Source organism: Variovorax sp. OK212 (assembly GCF_900112425.1).
In the GTDB taxonomy this organism is placed as follows: Bacteria; Pseudomonadota; Gammaproteobacteria; order Burkholderiales; family Burkholderiaceae_C; genus Variovorax.
This window is the reverse complement of record NZ_FOLP01000005.1, coordinates 352,316-370,832: the sequence shown is the minus strand read 5'-3', so window position 1 is coordinate 370,832 and position 18,517 is coordinate 352,316. Positions and strand designations below refer to the sequence as shown.

The window sequence follows — 18,517 nt, the reverse complement described above, 5'->3', positions numbered from 1 at the left end:
TAGGTTTCGCCCCGCCGCGGCACTGCGCGCCTCTTGCCGTGTTCTGATGCTTTTCGGCCTTCCCCGGCCCTTCCCCGGCCCTTCCCCAGCCCTTTCCCGGTCCCGTCGCCCACTCCTTGCGCTACCCCTTCGGCTGCGCCCTGGCGAAGCCCTCCAGGATCTCCACGAAGCTCGCCGCCGCCGGCGACAGGGTGCGCCGCGCCGCGCTGTAGACGCACACCTCGCGGTGGAAATCGGGCGATTCGAGCCGCACCATCTGCAGGCCGTGGGCGCGCACCAGCGGCGCGGAATAGGTCGGGCACACCGTGAGCCCGAGCCCCGAGGCCACCATGCCCAGCGCCGTGGTCATGTACGACACCTCCTGCGTGCCCGCGCGCAGCATGTACTCGCGCTCCTGCGCTCCCAGCTCGGGCAGCACGCGCTGGCGGAAGTCCCGCGTGGGCGCGATGAAGGTGTAGGGCGCCAGTTCGTGCCAGCGCACCTTGCGGCGCTTGGCAAAGGCGTGGTCCGGCGGGCAGATCAGCCAGTGCCGGTCACGGAACAGCGTGCGGCGCTCGATGGCGCCGTCCACGGCCACGTCCTGCCCCACGGCCAGCTCCACGTCGCCGGCCATCACGCCCGCCAGCAGGTGCTCGGGCAGCGTGTCGGCCAGGCGCACGTCGACGTCGGGGTACTGCGCGCGGTAGACCGCGATCACGCGCGGCATCAGCGTGCAGGCCATGAGCTGCGGCGCCGCAAGCCGCAACAAGCCTTTCTTCTTGTCACGCAAATCCGTGACGCCGGCCACCGCGCTGGTGAGGTCGCCCAGCAGCCGGTGCACCGACGGCAGGAACTCGCGCCCCGCTTCGGACAGCTGCACGCTGCGCGTGTTCCGGTCGAGCAGCTGCACGCCCATTTCGCGTTCGAGTTCGCGCACCAGCACGCTGAGCGCCGACTGCGTGAGGTGCAGCTGCTGCGCCGCGGCGGTGAAGCTGCCGCTTTCGGCCACGGCGGCGAAGGCGCGCAACTGGCGCAGGGTGAGATTCATATATATGTTTATTTCATCAATCGATGAATTAATTTCGATTGCATCATAAGACGCGGCATCGCCCAATCGCGGCTTACCGGAGACACGAGCCATGCCAACACCGCCACCGCCCATTCGCGGGCTGCACCACTTCGCCTGGCGCTGCCGCGACAGCGAGGAAACCCGCCGCTTCTACGAAGACCTGCTGGGCCTGCCGCTGGCCCACGTCATCAAGAGCGACCACGTGCCGAGCACCGGCGAGTACTGCCCCTACGTGCACATCTTTTTCCAGATGCGCGACGGCTCGTACATCGCCTTCTTCGACCTGGGCGACGACGTGGCCGCGCTGCCCTCGCCCAACACGCCGGCCTGGGTGAACCACATCGCGTTGCGCGTGGACGCGGTGGCCGACCTGCTGGTCGCCAAGGCGCGGCTCGAAGCCGCGGGCGTCGAGGTGCTGGGCGTGACCGACCACCACATCATCGAGTCGATCTACTTCTTCGACCCCAACGGCATCCGCGTGGAGCTGACCACGCCGACCGTGCCGCAGGCCGAGATGGACGCGCATGCCTTGCGTGCGCGCGCCGACCTCGACGCGTGGACCGTGCGCAAGGCGGGGCTTCGTGCCGCAGCCGCAGCATCGGAAGGCGCGCCGAATGTCTGAGCTGCAACTCGCCGTCATCGACGTGAAGCCCGGCGCGGCCCTGGAGAGCCAGTCGGGCCTGCAGATGCTGCGCCCGCGCATCTACGGCGCCTTGCGCGCACCGCAGGGCCCGAAGAAGGTCGCGGCCATCGTGATGCACCCGACCAGCAACTTCATGGGCCACTACCTGATCGGCCCGCTGGCCGAGCGCGGCATCTGCTGCATGGGGCTGAACTCGCGCTTCGTGGGCAACGACACCGTGCTGCTGATGGAACGCGCCATCCAGGACCTGGGCGCCGGCGTGCAGCACCTGCGCGCGGCGGGCTACGAGAAGGTGTTTCTCGTCGGCAACTCCGGCGGCGCGGCGCTCGCGGCCTTCTACCAGGCGCAGGCCGAGAAGCTCACCGCCACGCACCTGCCCGACGGCGACCCGACCCACCTGCACCCGGGCGACCTGCCGCCGGTGGACGGCATCGCGCTGTGCGCCGCGCACCTGGGCCGCACGCGGCTCATGCGCGACTGGATCGACCCCTCGGTCACCGACGAGCACGACCCGCTCTCGGCCGACCCCGAACTCGACATGTACGACGCGCGCCACCGCGTGCCCTACGACAGCGAATTTCTCGCGCGCTTCAGCGCCGCGCAGAAGGCGCGGCTCGACCGCATCGAGCGCTGGGCGGTCGACCGGCTCGCGCTGCTGCGCCGCACCCCGGGCGCGCCGCGCGACCAGGCCTTCGTCATCTACCGCACGCACGCCGACCCGCGCTGCGTGGACCTGTCGCTGGACGCGAACGACCGGCTGCCCGGCAGCGTGTGGGGCGACGCGCGCCAGGTGAACTACTCGGCCAACGCGATGGGGCGCACCACCTCGCTGACCGCCTTCCTCTCGCAGTGGTCCTCGCGCTCGCAGGCCGACGGGCCGACCAACCTCGCGCGCACCACGGTGCCCAAGCTGCTGCTGACCTACACGGGCGACCAGTCGACCTTTCCGAGCACGCGGGACGCGTGGATGGCGGCGGGCGGCGCGCGCATCCGCAATGTCGACATCGTGGGCGGCAACCACTACCTCGCGGGACAGCCCGGGCTGGTGCCGAAGGCGGCGGACGCCATCGCCGAATTCGCGCACGCGCTGTAAGCCTTCCTTCAGCCCCTTACAGAGCCATGGAAAACTTTGCATTCGCACCGGCCTACGAACTGCCGAGCTGGCCGTTCACGCCGCCGCCCGAACTGGGCAGCACGACACCCGTGCGCCACCCGATCGTGATCGTCGGCGCCGGGCCCTCGGGCCTCACGCTGGCTTGCGACCTCGCGCAGCGCGGCGTGCAGGCCGTGCTGCTCGACGAAGACGACACCGTGGGCGTGCGCGGCGCCTCGTCGCGCGGCATCTGCTACGCGCAGAAGAGCCTGGAGATCTTCGAGCGCCTGGGCATCTACGAGCGCATCGCGGCCAAGGGCATCACCTGGTCGTTCGGGCGCACCTTCTCGGGCGAGCAGGAGGTCTACAACTTCAACCTGCAGGCCAACAGCGTCTCCAGGCAGCCGCCGTTCATCAACCTGCAGCAGTTCTACATCGAGTGGTTCCTGGTCGAGCGCATCCTCGCGCTCGGCCTGACCGACGTGCGCTGGAAGAGCCGCGTGACCCATGTCGAACAACTGGCCGACGGCGTGCGGCTGGAGATCGAGACGCCCGCCGGCAGCTACACCCTCGAGGCCGACCGGCTGATCGACGCCACGGGCGCCAACAGCCCGATCCGCACGCAACTGGGCATCGACACGCATTCCTCGCGCAGCACCGACCGCTGGTGCATCAGCGACGTGCGTTTCAAGAAGCCGCTGCCCACCGAGCGCTGGACCTGGGTCGACGCGCCCTTCAACGAAGGCCGCGGCGTGTGGCAGCACCTGATGGCCGACGGCGTGTGGCGCATCGACTACCAGATGCCCGAGGACTGCGACACGGCCACCATCAGCAAGCCCGAAGTGGCGGGCGCGCGGCTGCGCGAACAGCTCGGGCCCGACGTGGAGTTCGAGTTCGTGTGGATCGGCCCCTACGGCTACCGCGACCACCTGCTCGACAGCTTCCGCCACGGGCGCGTGTTCTTCATCGGCGACGCGGCGCACGTGGTGAGCCCGTTCGGCGCGCGCGGCGGCAACAGCGGCATCCAGGACGCGGCCAACCTCGGCTGGAAGCTCGCGCTGGTGGCGCAGGGCCAGGCCGGCGACGCGCTGCTCGACAGCTACGACGCGGAACGCCAGCCCGCCGCACGGCAGAACCTGCAGGTGACGAGCCGCTCGGCACGCTTCCTCGCGCCGCGCTCGCCGGCCGAGCACACGCTGCGCCGCGCCGTGGTGGCGCTGGCGGCGCGCCATCCGTTTGCGCGCACGCTGGTGAACACGGGGCGCATGTCGGTCGCGAACGACTACCCCGTTGCACCCCAGTTGCCCGACGGCGGGCACACGGTGCAGAACCTGCCGCTGCGCTGGGCCGATGGCCGCGAGACCACGCTGATGCAGCTGCTGGCCGACGGCACGCAATGCATCGGGCTGTGGTGCATGCCGACACGCGCGCAGGCCGATGCGGCGCGCAAAGCCACGGCCTCGCTGCCGTTGCGCCTGCTGGCCATCGGCGACTACAACGGCGACAACGGCGACAGCGGCCTGCCCACCCTGCAGGCCGACGACAGGCTGGCCGCCCAGCTCTGCATCGGCGGCACGGGCGGCTTCGCGCTGGTGCGCCCCGACGCCTACCGCGCCGCGGTTCTGGCGAACGCCACGCCGCAATCCATCGCCTCTGCGCTGCGCACCGCGCTCGCCCTGGACCTCGACCCCACGCCATGAATACCGAGCCCCGCATCCCCGACCCCGACGGCTTCTACGAAGCCCTGCTTGCCGCGCACGAGGGCCGCACCGAAGCCCGGAGCGCCGACCTCAACGCCCGCCTCGTGCTGCTGCTGGCCAACCAGTGCGCCGACCAGGACGTGCTGCTTGCCTGCATCCGGGCGGCGGCGGAAGAAGACCTCACGACAACCATCACCCCATGACCACGAACGTCTCCTTTGCTTCTGCCTCCGACACCCGCGAGCAGAAGCCCCGGCTGCGCGAGCTTGCGCCCGGTGTCCACGGCTACATCAGCGACTTCGACCCCAACTGCGGCTTCGTCGTCGGCGACGAACAGGTGGTGCTGATCGACACGCGCCCCACGCCGCGCATGGCGCGCGACTTTCTCGCGGCCATTCGCACGGTGACCGACAAGCCGATCAAGACCATCGTGCTCACGCACTACCACGCGGTGCGCGTGATGGGTGCGAGCGCCTTCGACGAGGTGGAGCAGGTCATTGCGAGCAACGGCACGCTCGACTGGATCCGCACGCGCGGCCAGGCCGACCTCGATTCGGAGGTGGGCCGCTTCCCGCGCCTGTTCGAGGGCGTGGAAGAGATTCCGGGCCTCACCTTTCCGACGATGAGCTTCCAGGGCGAGATGAGCCTGTGGCTTGGCCCGCGCCCCGGTACGGGCCGCGAACTGCGCCTGATGGCGCTGGGCCGCGGTCACTCGAGCGGCGACACCGTGGCCTGGCTGCCCGACTGCGGCGTGCTGTTCTCGGGCGACGTGGTCGAGAACCACTGCGGCGTGTACGCGGGCGATGCCTACATCGGCGACTGGGCCGGCACGCTCGACGCGGTGCGCGCGCTGAACCCGCGCGTGCTGGTGCCCGGGCGCGGTGCGGTGCTGCAGAACGAGGCCGCGTGCGCCGAGGCCATCGGGCTCACCAAGGCATTTCTCTCGACGCTGCTGGACAGCGTGAAGGCCGGCATTGCCGCGGGCGACAAGCTCAAGGGCTGCTTCGCGCGCGCCGAAGCGGCGATGACGCCGCGCTTCGGCAACTGGCCCGTGTTCCAGCACGTGCTGCCCTTCGACGTGTCGCGCGCCTATGACGAGCTGCGCGGCATTGAACACCCCGTGGTGTGGACCGCCGAGCGCGACCGCGAGCTCTGGCAGGTCTTGCGCGGCGAATGAGCTGAACCGATTTCAAGACAGGCAACGGAGACAAAAGACGATGAAACGATTCCTTCCCCTGGTGGCCGCGGCCCTGGCGCTGGCCACCTCTTTCGCCTCGGCGCAGCCCGCGGCTTACCCCACCCAGCCGATCAAGTGGATCGTGCCCTACTCCGCCGGCGGCGGCACCGACAACCTGGCGCGCGCGCTGGCCGAGGCGATGCAGCCGCCGCTCGGGCAGCCGCTCATCATCGACAACCGGCCGGGCGCCTCCACCAACATCGGCGTGTCCGTGATGATGCAGGCCAAGCCCGACGGCTACACGGTCATGCAGGCCGAGAACGCGGCGCTGCTGTTCAACGAGCACATGTTCGTCAAGCTGCCGTACAAGCCCGCGAGCGACTTCACCTACATCGGCACCATCGGGCGCTTTCCGGTGGCACTGGTGGTGCACCCCGACTTTCCCGCCAAGACCGTGGCCGAGTTCGTGCGCTACGTGAAGGCCAACCCCGACAAGGTGAGCTACGCCTCGCCCGGCAACGGCTCGCCGCACCACATGGCGATGGAGCTCTTCAAGCAGAAGGCCGGCCTCACGATCACGCACGTGCCGTACAAGGGCGCCGCGCCGGCCATGACCGACGTGATGGGCGGGCAGGTGCCGGTGATGATGCTGGACCTGGCCTCCGGCCTGCCGATCATCAAGTCGGGCAAGGTGCGGGTGCTGGCCATTGCGCTGCCGCAGCGCGCGGGCGCCTTGCCCGACGTGCCGACCTTCGTGGAGTCCGGCTTCAGCGACGTCAATGCCTATGCTTTCCACGGCCTGATCGGCCCGGCCGGCATGCCGGCCGAGGCGGTGGCGCGGCTCAACAGCGAGCTGCACAAGGCGATGAAGGCACCGAAGGTGGTGAAGCTGTTCGCGGACTTCGGCTTCGAGGCGCTGCCCGGAACGCCGCAGGACTTCTACAAGCTCTCGCGCGCGGAGAGCGAGCGCTGGGGGCAGATCATCAAGACGGCCGGCGTGAAGCTGGACTGATCCCGCGCCGCCTCCCACCGCCAAACTCACCGCCCGGCCTCACCGGGCGGCAGGCTACCAGCCCAGCCCGAGGTGCAGGGGCAGGTAGACGGCCATGCCGGCGATCATCGTGCCGAGCACGCCGCGGCGCCAATAGAAGTACGCCGCGCCGACCACCGCGGCATACAGGCGGGCGTCGTGCAACGTGGTGATCAGGTGGCCCTGCGTCATGACGATCTCGGGCGCGATCACGCCCGCGAGCGCGGCGGCCGGCGCGTAGTGCAGCGCGCGGTGCGCCCACTCGGGCAGGCCCCACGGCCGGTCGAGGATGAAGAAGAAGCAGCGCGTGAGCACGGTGACGAGCGCCAGCCCGACGATCACGCCCAGGGTCCACCAGTCGGTGGTTGCGGGGGCGCCGCTCACTTGTCGTCCTCGGCGTCGGGGTCGAGGCCGAACTGCTTCTCGAGCCAGAAGCACAGCAGCACCGCCACACCGATGGCCACCACGATGTTGAGCTTCAGCGGCAGCGCGTAGGCCGCCACGGCCGTGGCGCCGGCAATGAGCGCGGCCAGCACGCGCAGTCGCGTGGTGGCCATCGAGCAGACGATGGCCACCAGGCTCAGCACACCCGCGAAGCCCAGGCCCCAGTCCTGCGGAATGAAGTTGGCCAGCGCCACGCCCAGCAGGCTCATGCCCATCCAGGCGCACCAGGTCACGAAGTAGTTGCCGGTGAGGTAGGCCTCCTGCGATTCCTGCTCGGCGATGGTCAGCGGCGGCTGGGGGTACTTCTTGGTGAAGAGCGCGTAGCTCATGTCGGCCGTGAGGTAGCCGTGCGTCATGCGGCGCCAGCGCGGCATGTGCATGAGGTAGGGGCGCAGGTGCAGGCTGAACACCACGAAGCGCAGGTTCACGCAGAAGCCCGTCGCCAGGATGACCCAGGCCGGCGCGCCCGCGAACAGCAGCGGAATGGCCGCGAGCTGCGAGCTGCCCGCGTACACGAGCAGCGTCATGGCCAGCGCCTCGATCACGCTCATGTTCGACTTGACCATGGCCACGCCGGTCATGAGGCCCCAGGCGCCGATGCCCATCGCCACCGGCGACATGTCTCGCACGCCGATGCGGAATTCAGGGCGGCTGCGGATGCTTTGCGAGAGGAACATCAGCCGAAGGCCTGCCCGGGCTTCAGGTCGAAGCCGTGCAGGAAATCGGCCACGGCCAGGCGCTTGCCGCCCGGGCGCTGCAGTTCGGTGACGGTCACGGCCGCATCGGCGGCCGCCACGGTAACGCCGGTGTCGCTGACGGCCAGGATGGTGCCCGGTACGTCCAATGCGCCGGCCGACGCGGTGGCGGCGCGGTCCACATGGGCGCTCCACAGCTTGATGGTCTCGCCGTCGAGCGGGCTGTTGGCGCCCGGGAACGGATCGAAGGCGCGCACGCGCCGCACGATGGCGTCGCCCGGCTGCGCCCAGTCGATCAGCGCTTCCTGCTTCTCGACCTTGCTGGCGTAGGTGACGCCCTCGGCGGGCTGCGGCGTGCGGGTGAGCGTGCCGATGCGCGCGAGCGCCTCGACGATCATCCGGCCGCCCATGTCGGCCAGGCGGTCGTGCAGGCGGGCGGTGCTGTCGTCGCCGATGTCGAGCGACTCGCGCAGCAGCATGTCGCCGGTGTCCAGGCCGGCGTCCATCTGCATGATGGTGATGCCGGTCTGCGCGTCGCCGGCCTCGATGGCGCGGTGGATCGGCGCGGCGCCGCGCCAGCGCGGCAGCAGGCTCGCGTGGATGTTCAGGCAGCCGTACACCGGCAGGTCGAGCACCCATTGCGGCAGGATCAGCCCGTAGGCGGCGACCACCATCACGTCGGGCCGGGCGGCCAGCAGCGTGTCGCGCGCGGCGCACGCCTCGTCGGGGTACTTGCCGTCCAGGCGCAGGCTGCGCGGCTGGGCCACGGGCCAGTCGTTGGCCACGGCGCATTGCTTGACGGGCGAGGCCTGCAGCTTCATGCCGCGGCCGGCGGGGCGGTCGGGCTGGCTCATCACCAGCACGATGTCATGGCCGGCGGCGGCGATGGCCTCCAGGGCGACGCGCGCGAACTCGGGCGTGCCCGCGAAAACGACTCGGAGGCGGCTCAATCCCGGACCCGATCGAGCTCGAGATCGTCCCCCGTGTGATAGCGCCGGACCACGCCGGTCGGGTCGATGTAGATATAGAGCATGCGGCGCTCGTTCACGGCCTTGTAGCGCCAGGTCCAGACGGCACCGTCGAAGGAACTGACGCGGGAGATTTCATAGGGGCGGCCGTAGAACGCCATCACGTCGTTCTGGCGCCACTGGTTGACCTTGATGTCGGCACCGAAGCGCGCCTCGCTGAGCACCTGCGTCACCGAGACCACCTTGCCGGCGGCGTCGACGTCGATGTCGGTCACCTCGAAGCCGGCCGGCATGCGCGAGTACTGCAGCCGCTCACCGCCGCCCGTGAGCGGATAGCGGCCCGTCGGCGCGCCCAGGCGCTGCAGGGTGTCGGCGGCCGTGGCACCCGGCTGGGTGCGGGTGGGCTCGTTGGCACAGCCCGCGAGGCCGAGGCCGGCAGCGGCGACAAGCGCCACCGCAGCGAAGGAGGCGAAACGGCGTGAGGTCATGGCGTTCAGGCGCGTTCGCGCAGATCTTCGCGCTGCTGCTTGAGCAGCTTGCTCTTGATGCGGTTGCGCTTCAGCGGCGAGAGGTATTCGACGAACACCTTGCCCAGCAGGTGGTCGAGCTCGTGCTGGATGCACACGGCCAGCAGGCCGTCGGCCTCGAGGGTGCGCGACTCGCCGTTCTCGTCGAGCGCCTGCACCTTCACCGAGGTGGAGCGCATCACGCCGTCGTAGATGCCGGGGACCGAGAGGCAGCCTTCTTCGTTCAGCACCTTCTCGTCGCTGGCCCAGGTGATCTCGGGGTTGATCAGCACGATCGGTTCGTTGCGTTCCTCGGAGATGTCGATGACGACGAGGCGCTCGTGCACGTCGATCTGCGTCGCGGCCAGGCCGATGCCGTTGGCGTCGTACATCGTCTCAAGCATGTCGGCGACCAGGGTCTTGATGCGTGCGTCGACGCCCTGCACCGGCTTGGCCACCGTGTGCAGTCGTTTGTCCGGGTAACTCAGAATGATTCGTTTGGCCATGAAAGCGGGGGAAAGTTGTGGCTATTTTCGCCAATTCCGCGACGCGACGCGCCCCGTGGACCCGAAAACGTTGCCCTCCCAAGGGGTTCAGCGCAGAATTCGTAGCAAATTGTGAGATTCGTATGCGCCACGCTACTGCGGGCGCTCACCATCCAGACATGAAAAAGCTCAGACTCACCGAACGCCAGCGCCCGTCCCTTCTTGCAACGCTGACCGCCCTGGCGGTCATCGGCAGTTGCGGCGCGACGACGGCCTGGGCCCAGAACTACCCCGTCACGCCGCAGCAACGCGCCACCGCCCAGCAAACCGCCCAGGCCGGCGTGCCGCTGAGCGAACTGGCCCCCAACGCACCCGACGAATACACCATCAAGCCCGGCGACACGCTCTGGGCCATCTCCCGCCTGTACCTGCTGCGCCCCTGGCGCTGGCCGGAGCTGTGGGGCATGAACATCAACGAAATCGCCAACCCGCACCGGATCTATCCGGGCCAGGTGCTCTACCTGGACAAGAGCGGCGGCCGCGCACGCCTGACCACCCGCCGCGGCGGCTTCAGCGGCGACGGCGGAACCATCAAGCTGTCACCACGCACCCGCTTCGACTCGCTGGCCGGCATGGCACTGCCCACGCTGAACCCGAGCATCATCGAGCCCTTCCTGAGCGAACCCATCGTGGTGGACGCCGGCACGCTGGACGCCGCACCGCGCATCGTCGCGGGCAACGACAGCCGCGTGCTGCTGTCGCGCGGCGACCGGGCCTATGCCCGCGGCAGCGCCGAGGCGCCGCTGGTCGAAGCCGCCGGCCCGGTGCAGAACTTCCGCATCTTCCGCAACGCCACGCCGCTGAAGGACCCGGGCACGGGCGAAATCCTCGGCTACGAGGCGCAGTACCTGGGCAAGGCCCGCCTGCAGCGCGGCGAGTCGACCACCATCGAGACGGTGGAAGACAAGGACGTGATCACCGTGGTGCCCGCGAGCATCGACATCATCGCGTCGCGCGAGGAAATGCGCGCCGGCGACCGCCTGCTGCCCGAGCCGCCGCGCCAGCTGCTGAGCTACGTGCCTCGCGCCCCGTCGACGCAGGTCGACGGCCGCATCGTCTCGGTGTACGGCAACGCGGTGCAGTTCGCGGCGCAGAACCAGGTCGTGGCCATCAACAAGGGCACGCGCGACGGCATCGACAACGGCCACGTGCTGGCCATCCTGAAGAACGGCGAGACCATCCTCGACCGCACCGGCGCCCGCAAGGAAACCATCAAGCTGCCCAACGAACGCATCGGCCTGCTGATGGTGTTCCGCACTTTCGAGAAGGTGTCCTACGCGCTCGTGCTGGAAATCAACGACACTCCGCGCGCCGGCGACTTCCTCGTCAATCCCTGACCCGCGACTCCGGCGTCCCTTCCCGCTCAATCGTTTGGAACGCGCAGAACTCGCAGGCTGGCTGCGGCTTTCACTGACGCCCGGCATCGGTGACGGTGCCGCGCGCCGCTTGCTCGCGGCCTTCGGGCTGCCCGAGCGCATCTTCGCGCAGCCCGATGCGGCGCTGCGCGAGGTCGTCTCGCTCGCGCAGGCATCGGCACTCCAGCAACCACCGGCCAACCTGCAGGCCCAGATCGACCTGACCTGGCAGTGGCTGCACGCCGGCGACAACGGCGCCTCGCGCCGCGTGGTGACGCTCGGCGATGCCGGCTACCCCGCGTCGCTGCTCGAAATGGTCGACCCGCCGCTGATGCTCTACGTGCTGGGCAACGCCGACTTCGACCTGACGCAGCTCGGCCACAGCATCGCCGTGGTGGGCAGCCGCAACCCGACGCCCCAAGGCGCCACCAATGCGCGCAGCTTTGCCCGCGCGCTGGGCGACGCGGGCCTGCCCGTGGTGTCGGGCCTGGCGCTGGGCGTCGACGGCGCGGCGCACCAGGGCGCGCTCGACGCGGCCGGCGACGTGCCGCGGCTGGCCACGGTGGCGGTGGTCGGCACCGGGCTCGACCGCGTCTACCCCGCACGGCACCGCGACCTGGCGCACCGCATCACGCAGCAGGGGCTGATCGTGAGCGAGCTGCCCCTGGGCACACCGCCGCTCACGCAGAACTTTCCCAAGCGCAACCGGCTGATCGCCGGGCTCGCGCGCGGCACGCTGGTGGTGGAGGCGGCCCTTCAGTCGGGCTCGCTGATCACGGCGCGCCTCACGTCCGAGCAGGGCAAGGAAGTGTTCGCCATTCCGGGCTCGATCCACTCGCCGCAGTCGCGCGGCTGCCACGCGCTGATCCGCCAGGGCGCAAAGCTCGTGGAGTCGGTGAACGACATCCTCGAGGAACTGCCGCCCATGCAGGCCCGACAGGCTGCCGCGGCGCCAGCGTCACATTCCAGCGACGGGAATGGCAATGGCGGCGGCAATGGGCATGACAGCTCCGCCGGCACCTCGGAAGACCCGCTGCTCGTGTCCCTCGGCCACGACCCCGTGAGCCTCGACGCGCTGAGCGCGCGCACCGGCTGGAGCGCGGCCGCGCTGCAGGCGAAGATGCTCGAGCTCGAACTCGACGGTCATGTCGCGCGGCTGCCCGGCGGCCTTTTCCAGCGAATGGCATCCACCTAGCCCGTGTTGCACGAACGTCGGCTATATTGGGCCCATGTTCGAAGTGCTTGTTTTTGTCTACGAAAACTATTGGCGCGGCGATGCCTGCCCCGAACCCGAACAGCTGGGCCGCAAGCTCAGCGCACACGGCTTCGAGGCAGACGAGATCCGCGAAGCCCTTCACTGGCTCGACGGCCTGAGCCTTGCAACGCAAGGCATGCAGATCGAACGCAGCGCCAACGACGAGGCCAGCGCCACGGTCAGGCTGCGCGGCGCACCCGACGAAGCCCTGCCGCAGTCGAGCAACGCGATGCGCGTCTACTCGCAGGCCGAGCAGGAGCATCTGGGCGCCGAATGCCTGGGCTTCATCCGCTTCCTTGAATCCTCGAGCGTGCTGCCTTGCGGCCTGCGCGAGATCGTCATCGAGCGTGCAATGGCGGCGCCGGGCGACCCGGTCGCGCTCGACGAGCTGAAGATCATCGTGTTGATGGTGCACTGGAGCACCGGCATCGAGCCCGATGCATTGGTGCTCGACGAACTCTGCGAATCGCGCGAAGGCCGCGTCGCACACTGATCGGCACTGGCCTTCATCGGCCAGCGCCGACCAACCCCGCTGGCTAGTTCAGCAGCCGCTCCGGGTTCGCGTCCAGCTTCGCCAGCGCCTCGCGCGTGGCACGCACCGTGAGCGTTTCTTCCTCGGCCGGCACCAGCAAGCCCGCCTGCAGGTAAGCCGCCAACCGCCCCGCCTGGATCAGGAAACTGCGCCCGTCCGCCGTGGCGAACAGATGCAGCTGCTTGCGGTCGCTGCGCCAGACGAACTGCACCTGGCTCACGCGGTCGTTGTGGTCCAGCATGAACCAGTTGCCCACCTGCAGCTCGTGCGCCCAGGCCAGCATGTCCTCGGGCACCTTGGCGCCGGCGGCGTCGGGAATGACCTCGATCGACGCGGCGTCCACGCCGAGCAGCAGCTCGATGCTGTGCGCGTCCAGCGGCAGGTCGGCGGAGCCGCTCACGTCGGTCACGAAATCTTCCAGGTGCGTCAGCCGCTCGGCCATGGCCTCGATCTTGGCCTGCGGGATCGCCTCGGTCTTCGACAGGAAGGCGTCGGACAGCGTGGCGCCGATGGTCTTGATGTGCGCTTCCTGAGGCTCGTCGACGATGCCCAGCAGCGCCATGCCCTGGCGCAGGCGCTGCAGCAGTTGCGGCAGGTCCTGGATCACGCGGGCGCGGTCGGTGCGGTTGGGCTTGGCGCTCGCGGCCCACACCAGCTCGGAGGCCACGCGCTTGAGCATGACGGTCTGCTCGCCCTGCGCGCCGTAGCGCAGCGCGGCAATGGCCAACACCTCGGCCCAGACCTTGAACAGGAACTCGCGGATCTCGTCACGCACCGGCATGTCGTTGAGCATCTTGCGCAACTCGATGGTGTACTGGATCGCCATCGTCTCCTTCTGCTCGACCTGCTGCGCCACGCTCATCACGCGCTGCGTGGAGTCGCTCTGCGTCAGGTAGCGGTTGAGGAAGGCGACGAATTCGTCGAACACCAGCTTGAACACGCGCTGTCCGGTTTCCGGATACTGCTCGATGACCTGCACCACGCGGCGGATCTCGCCTTCGAGCGCGCTGCCGGTGATGGCCGCGGCGTCGAAGCCCATCACGCACGAACCCATGCGGTCGATCAGCATGCGCGCGGGATGCTGCAGCGTGCCGAAGAACTCGGGCTCGGCGATGGCCACGCGCAGCACGGGCATCTGCAGCCGCGCGAACCACACACGCGCCGAGAAAGGAATGCGCTCCTCGGCCAGGATGGCCTGGAACATCAGCGCCACGATCTCGACCGTGGCCTTGTCGGCCGTGGTGGGCGCGCGCTTCTTGAGCTCGGCGGTGCGACGGCGCAGATCGACCGCGGTCTGCTGGATCAGCGTGGCCTGTTCGCCATTGCCGTCCATGTACTGCGTGGCCGCCATGCGGTAGGCGACCTCGGCGTCGGCGATGGCGCCGGCGAAGGTGCGTGAAAAGACGCGCGGCGCCGTGGCGCCCGTGCCCTGACCCTGGCCCGCATGGCCGCCGCCGGTGCCCGCACCGCCGCCCGTGGCGCGCCCGTCGGCGCTGGTGGCCGGGGCCTGTGCGCCGGCGTCGCCGCCGATGCGCGCGGTGACGAAGCGCTTGAGGTTCAGCAGCGCGGTCTGCGCGCGCTGCCGCGCGATCATGAGCGGCGACCCGCCGGTGGTGGTTGCCGCGCTCGCGCCGCCCGGCACGGAAGCCGCCTGCTGCGCGTCGAAGCCGAAACCGGGACGCTGGACGCTGCGCGGGCCGGAGGACATGCCGCTGTCCATCGGCACGCTGGAAGAAGCGGTCGATCCGCCGCCGCCGCCGCCGCCGTTACCGCTGGCATTGCCCGTGCGCCGCACGAAGCTCTTGAGGTCGATTTCCTCCATCACGCCGTTGGCGATCAGGAAGGCGTTGGCGCTCTGGTAGGCCTTGACCACCACCTCGACCAGGCCCTGCTGCACGGTGTCCTGGATGCGGGTCCAGAGCCCGCGGCTCAGGCCGGCGGCCAGCCACTGTTCGACCAGCAGCTTGGCGAGCGTCTCGGGCTTGAGCACGTCCTTGGCGTCGAGCTCGGTCGTGCCTTCGAGGTGCTGGATGCGCAGGCGCAGGTCGCTGAGTTCGAAGCTGCCCTTGTCGTGGATCATCTGCGCCAGGCGCGACGACAGGATGTTGCTTTCCACCACCTCGTCGCCGATGAGTTCGAGCCGCAGCGCGGACGACGAACCCACGGCACCGCTGACGGTGGTGCCCAGCGCCTTGCGCCAGCCGGCCTGCGAGAGCGTGACCCACTGGGTGGCTTGGCCGTGGAAGGCGACGAAGTCGTCGCGGTGCTCCTGCATGGCGCGGGCGTTGCCGGCCTCGGAGGACAGGGCCGTCAGCCGGTCCCGGATCGAGCGGGCCAGGGGCGCGATCGCACCCTCGGTGGCCGCAACGAAACGCTCACGCGTCTCGCGTGCGAGCTGCAGGGAAGAGGCGGACCGCGCAATGCTCATTGAAAAGTCGGGAGGACCTGGATATTCGATTCGTCAGCAACAACTGCGAGCTTGCATCGTGATGCGCAACCGCACAAGTGTGGAGTGTGCCCGACGTTGCATGCGAACCGCGGCGCGGCACCCACCGCTGCCGCTCTGTTTAACCTTGAAGTATCCAAGTTTCCGTCAGACCACGGCGCCGGCGTTGGGATCGTCCTCGGATTCGCCGTCGCGCTTCGTCGGGCCGCCCTTGACCAGGTCTTCGCGCTTGATGCCCAGCCACATGGCGATGGCCGCGGCCACGAAGCACGAGGAGTAGATGCCGAAGCAGATGCCGATGGTCAGCGCCAGCGCGAAGTAGTGCAGCGTGGGACCGCCGAAGAAGAACATCGACAGCACCACGAGCTGCGTGGAGCCGTGGGTGATGATGGTCCGGCTGATGGTCGAGGTGATCGCGTTGTCGATGATCTCGGTGGTCGTCATCTTCCGGTAGCGGCGGAAGTTCTCGCGGATCCGGTCGAAGATCACGACCGACTCGTTCACCGAATACCCCAGCACCGCGAGCACCGCCGCCAGCACCGCCAGCGAGAACTCCCACTGGAAGAAGGCGAAGAAGCCCAGGATGATCACCACGTCGTGCAGGTTGGCCAGCACGGTGGCCAGCGCGAACTTCCATTCGAAGCGGAACGCCAGGTAGATCATGATGCCCACGACCACCATGGCCAGGGCCTTCATGCCGTTGGTGGTGAGCTCCTCGCCGACCTGCGGGCCGACGACCTCGATGCCGCGCTGCGTGGCCGACTCGTCGACCGACTTCAGCGCCTGCATGACCTGCGCGCTCTGCTGGTCGGAGCTCATGCCCTTCTGGGCCGGCAGGCGGATCTGGATGTTCTCGGACGAGCCGTAGCTCTGCACCTGGACGTCCGGGTAGCCGAGCTTGCCGATGGCGTCGCGCACCTTGCCGATGTCGGCCGACTGCTTGTACGCGACCTCCATCACGGTGCCGCCCGTGAACTCGACCGACAGGTGCAGCCCGCGGTGGAACAGGAAGAACACCGCCAGCGCGAAGGTGGCGAAGGAGACGATGTTCAGCACCAGCGCGTGGCGCATGAACGGGATCGTCTTGTGGATGCGGAAGAATTCCATGACGCTTGTCCTCGACCTTTACTTGGTGACCGCGGTCGAGCCGTCGGTCGTCGGCCGCCAGACCGTGCCGATCGACACCGTCTTGAGCTTCTTCTTCTGGCCGTACCAGAAGTTCACGAGGCCGCGCGAGAAGAACACGGCCGAGAACATCGAGGTGACGATGCCGATGCAGTGCACCACCGCGAAGCCGCGCACCGGGCCCGAGCCGAAGGCCAGCAGCGCGATGCCCGCAATGAGCGTGGTCACGTTGGAGTCCAGGATGGTGCCCCAGGCGCGCTCATAGCCCGCGTGGATGGCCGCCTGCGGCGACGCCCCGTTGCGCAGCTCTTCGCGCACGCGCTCGTTGATCAGCACGTTGGAGTCGATGGCCACGCCGATGGCCAGCGCCATGGCCGCGATGCCGGGCAGCGTGAGGGTGGCCTGCAGCATCGAGAGAATCGAGATCAGCAGCATCAGGTTCACGGCCAGTGCGATCGACGAGAACAGGCCGAACAGCGCGTAGTAGAAGCACATGAAGACCATGATGGCCAGGAAGCCGTACATCACGCTCTTGAAGCCCTTCTCGATGTTGTCGGCACCCAGGCTCGGACCGATGGTGCGTTCCTGGATGATTTCCATCGGCGCGGCCAGCGAGCCGGCGCGCAGCAGCAGCGCGAGGTCGTTGGCCTCGACCACGGTCATCGAGCCCGACACCTGGAAGCGGTTGCCCAGCTCGCCGTTGATCGAGGGAGCCGTGAGCACTTCGCCCTTGCCCTTCTCGAAGATCAGCATGGCCATGCGCTTCTTGTAGTTCTCGCGGCTGACGTCGCGCATGATGCGACCGCCCTTGGCGTCCATGGTCAGGTCGACCTTGGGCTGGTTGCTTTGCTGGTCGAAGCCGGGTTGCGCGTCGGTGAGGTTCTCGCCGGTGACGAGCACCTGCTTCTTCACGATCACCGGACGGCCCTGGCGGTCGAGGAATTTCTCGGAGCCGAAAGGCACCGGTCCGCCGCTGAGTTCGGCCGAGCGGCCTTCGGCGCTCTCGTCGACCATGCGCATTTCGAGCGTGGCGGTGCGGCCCAGGATTTCCTTGGCCTTGGCCGTGTCCTGCACGCCGGGCAATTGCACGACGATGCGGTCCAGGCCCTGCTGCTGGATCACGGGTTCGGCCACGCCGAGTTCGTTGATCCGGTTGTGCAGCGTGGTGATGTTCTGCTTGAGCGCGGCGTCCTGCAGGCGGCGCGCGGCTTCGGGCTTGATGCTGGCCACCAGGCGCCACGTGCTGCCGTCCTGGCTGTCGGTGGTGCTCAGGTCGGTGAACTGGTCCTGGATGAGGCGCTTGGCCGCCTCAAGGGCGGCCGCGTCGCGGAAGCTCACCTCGACCGTCTGGCCGTTGCGGCTCACTTGGGTGCCGCGGATGTTCTTGTCGCGGAAGGTGGTGCGCAGGTCGCTCGCGAAGGACTCGGCCTTCTTGTCGATTGCGCCCTTCATGTCCACCTGCAGCAGGAAGTCGACGCCGCCGCGCAGGTCGAGGCCCAGGTACATGGGGAAGGCGTGCAGCGCGGTCAGCCACTTGGGCGAGCGCGACAGCAGGTTCAGCGCCACCGTGTACGACGGGTCGTTGCTGTCGGGCACCAGCGCGCGCTGGATCACGTCGCGGCCCGCGAGCTGGTCCTGCGCGTTGAGGAAGCGCGCGCGCAGCGAGCCACCGTCGAGCGTGATCAGGTCGGGCGCCAGGTTGGCGGCCTTGAGCGCCTCCTCGACCCGGGTCTGGGTGGCGGCGTCGACCTTGGCGGTCGTCTTGGACGCCGACACCTGCACCGCAGGCGCCTCACCGAAGAAATTGGGCAGGGCGTAGATGAGCCCCACGAGCAACACGATCACGATGATCGTGTACTTCCAGACCGGGTAACGGTTCATGAGAAAGCGCTTTTCTGAAACGGAACACGGCGTGAATTGGGGCCCTGCGCCGCAAAGCGCAAGGGTCAGCTCAC

Annotated in this window: 18 protein-coding genes; 9 read left to right on the top strand and 9 right to left on the bottom strand. The window is 68.8% G+C overall.

Features of this window, described 5'->3' with window-relative positions; genetic code table 11:
• Window positions 1-121: 121 nt before the first annotated feature.
• Entirely contained in the window at window positions 122-1,027 is a 906-nt protein-coding gene (locus BM004_RS18280; protein ID WP_093129077.1) for a LysR family transcriptional regulator, read from the bottom strand.
• Window positions 1,028-1,118: 91 nt separating this feature from the next.
• Between BM004_RS18280 and BM004_RS18275 the strand changes: the two genes are divergently transcribed.
• From BM004_RS18275 to BM004_RS18250, 6 genes are read left to right on the top strand one after another with little or no spacing between them, the layout of a single operon-like run.
• Entirely contained in the window at window positions 1,119-1,670 is a 552-nt protein-coding gene (locus tag BM004_RS18275) for a VOC family protein (RefSeq protein WP_093215553.1), read from the top strand.
• On the top strand, window positions 1,663-2,784 hold the full coding sequence (locus BM004_RS18270; protein ID WP_093215550.1) for an alpha/beta hydrolase family protein: 1,122 nt from the start codon (window positions 1,663-1,665) through the stop codon (window positions 2,782-2,784). Before BM004_RS18275 ends, BM004_RS18270 begins: the two co-directional genes overlap by 8 nt.
• Before the next feature lie 26 nt (window positions 2,785-2,810).
• On the top strand, window positions 2,811-4,484 hold the full coding sequence (locus tag BM004_RS18265) for an FAD-dependent oxidoreductase (RefSeq protein ID WP_093215548.1): 1,674 nt from the start codon (window positions 2,811-2,813) through the stop codon (window positions 4,482-4,484).
• Window positions 4,481-4,687: a DUF2783 domain-containing protein gene (locus tag BM004_RS18260; RefSeq protein ID WP_093215546.1), complete on the top strand. Its 207-nt coding sequence runs from the start codon at window positions 4,481-4,483 to the stop codon at window positions 4,685-4,687. Before BM004_RS18265 ends, BM004_RS18260 begins: the two co-directional genes overlap by 4 nt.
• Window positions 4,684-5,661, top strand: coding sequence for an MBL fold metallo-hydrolase (locus BM004_RS18255; RefSeq protein WP_093215543.1), 978 nt, complete (start codon window positions 4,684-4,686; stop codon window positions 5,659-5,661). The genes BM004_RS18260 and BM004_RS18255 overlap by 4 nt, the downstream gene beginning before the upstream one ends.
• A gap of 40 nt (window positions 5,662-5,701) precedes the next feature.
• Complete coding sequence (locus BM004_RS18250; protein ID WP_093215541.1) at window positions 5,702-6,673, top strand: Bug family tripartite tricarboxylate transporter substrate binding protein; 972 nt, start codon at window positions 5,702-5,704, stop codon at window positions 6,671-6,673.
• 54 nt (window positions 6,674-6,727) lie between these two features.
• Here BM004_RS18250 and BM004_RS18245 read toward each other — a convergent pair whose 3' ends face one another.
• From BM004_RS18245 to def, 5 genes are read right to left on the bottom strand one after another with little or no spacing between them, the layout of a single operon-like run.
• Entirely contained in the window at window positions 6,728-7,075 is a 348-nt protein-coding gene (locus tag BM004_RS18245; RefSeq protein ID WP_093129070.1) for an AzlD domain-containing protein, read from the bottom strand.
• The gene (locus tag BM004_RS18240; protein WP_093129069.1) at window positions 7,072-7,812 is read right to left on the bottom strand and encodes an AzlC family ABC transporter permease; all 741 of its coding nucleotides are present in this window, start codon (window positions 7,810-7,812) and stop codon (window positions 7,072-7,074) included. Before BM004_RS18240 ends, BM004_RS18245 begins: the two co-directional genes overlap by 4 nt.
• The gene (gene fmt, locus BM004_RS18235) at window positions 7,812-8,780 is read right to left on the bottom strand and encodes a methionyl-tRNA formyltransferase (protein ID WP_093215538.1); all 969 of its coding nucleotides are present in this window, start codon (window positions 8,778-8,780) and stop codon (window positions 7,812-7,814) included. Before fmt ends, BM004_RS18240 begins: the two co-directional genes overlap by 1 nt.
• Complete coding sequence (locus BM004_RS18230) at window positions 8,777-9,286, bottom strand: hypothetical protein (RefSeq protein WP_093215535.1); 510 nt, start codon at window positions 9,284-9,286, stop codon at window positions 8,777-8,779. Before BM004_RS18230 ends, fmt begins: the two co-directional genes overlap by 4 nt.
• Window positions 9,287-9,291: 5 nt before the next feature.
• Window positions 9,292-9,810, bottom strand: a complete 519-nt coding sequence (def, locus tag BM004_RS18225; RefSeq protein WP_093129066.1) for a peptide deformylase — start codon at window positions 9,808-9,810, stop codon at window positions 9,292-9,294.
• A 158-nt stretch (window positions 9,811-9,968) separates the two neighbouring features.
• Here def and BM004_RS18220 point away from each other — a divergent pair, with 158 nt between their 5' ends.
• From BM004_RS18220 to BM004_RS18210, 3 genes are read left to right on the top strand one after another with little or no spacing between them, the layout of a single operon-like run.
• Window positions 9,969-11,186, top strand: coding sequence for a LysM peptidoglycan-binding domain-containing protein (locus BM004_RS18220; protein ID WP_093215532.1), 1,218 nt, complete (start codon window positions 9,969-9,971; stop codon window positions 11,184-11,186).
• Between the two features lie 34 nt (window positions 11,187-11,220).
• Window positions 11,221-12,399, top strand: a complete 1,179-nt coding sequence (gene dprA, locus BM004_RS18215) for a DNA-processing protein DprA (RefSeq protein ID WP_093215530.1) — start codon at window positions 11,221-11,223, stop codon at window positions 12,397-12,399.
• Window positions 12,400-12,433: 34 nt separating this feature from the next.
• Complete coding sequence (locus BM004_RS18210; RefSeq protein ID WP_093129063.1) at window positions 12,434-12,952, top strand: Smg family protein; 519 nt, start codon at window positions 12,434-12,436, stop codon at window positions 12,950-12,952.
• A gap of 43 nt (window positions 12,953-12,995) precedes the next feature.
• On the opposite strand, the gene BM004_RS18205 is transcribed toward BM004_RS18210, so the two are convergent.
• The 3 genes from BM004_RS18205 to secD all read right to left on the bottom strand — a co-directional run bounded on the left by BM004_RS18205 (window position 12,996) and on the right by secD (window position 18,443).
• A complete protein-coding gene (locus BM004_RS18205; protein WP_093215528.1) occupies window positions 12,996-15,419 on the bottom strand; it encodes a DUF1631 family protein in 2,424 nt (807 codons plus the stop codon).
• Between the two features lie 165 nt (window positions 15,420-15,584).
• The gene (gene secF / locus BM004_RS18200; RefSeq protein ID WP_093215526.1) at window positions 15,585-16,544 is read right to left on the bottom strand and encodes a protein translocase subunit SecF; all 960 of its coding nucleotides are present in this window, start codon (window positions 16,542-16,544) and stop codon (window positions 15,585-15,587) included.
• Between the two features lie 18 nt (window positions 16,545-16,562).
• A complete protein-coding gene (secD, locus tag BM004_RS18195) occupies window positions 16,563-18,443 on the bottom strand; it encodes a protein translocase subunit SecD (protein WP_093129060.1) in 1,881 nt (626 codons plus the stop codon).
• Between the last annotated feature and the right edge of the window lie 74 nt (window positions 18,444-18,517).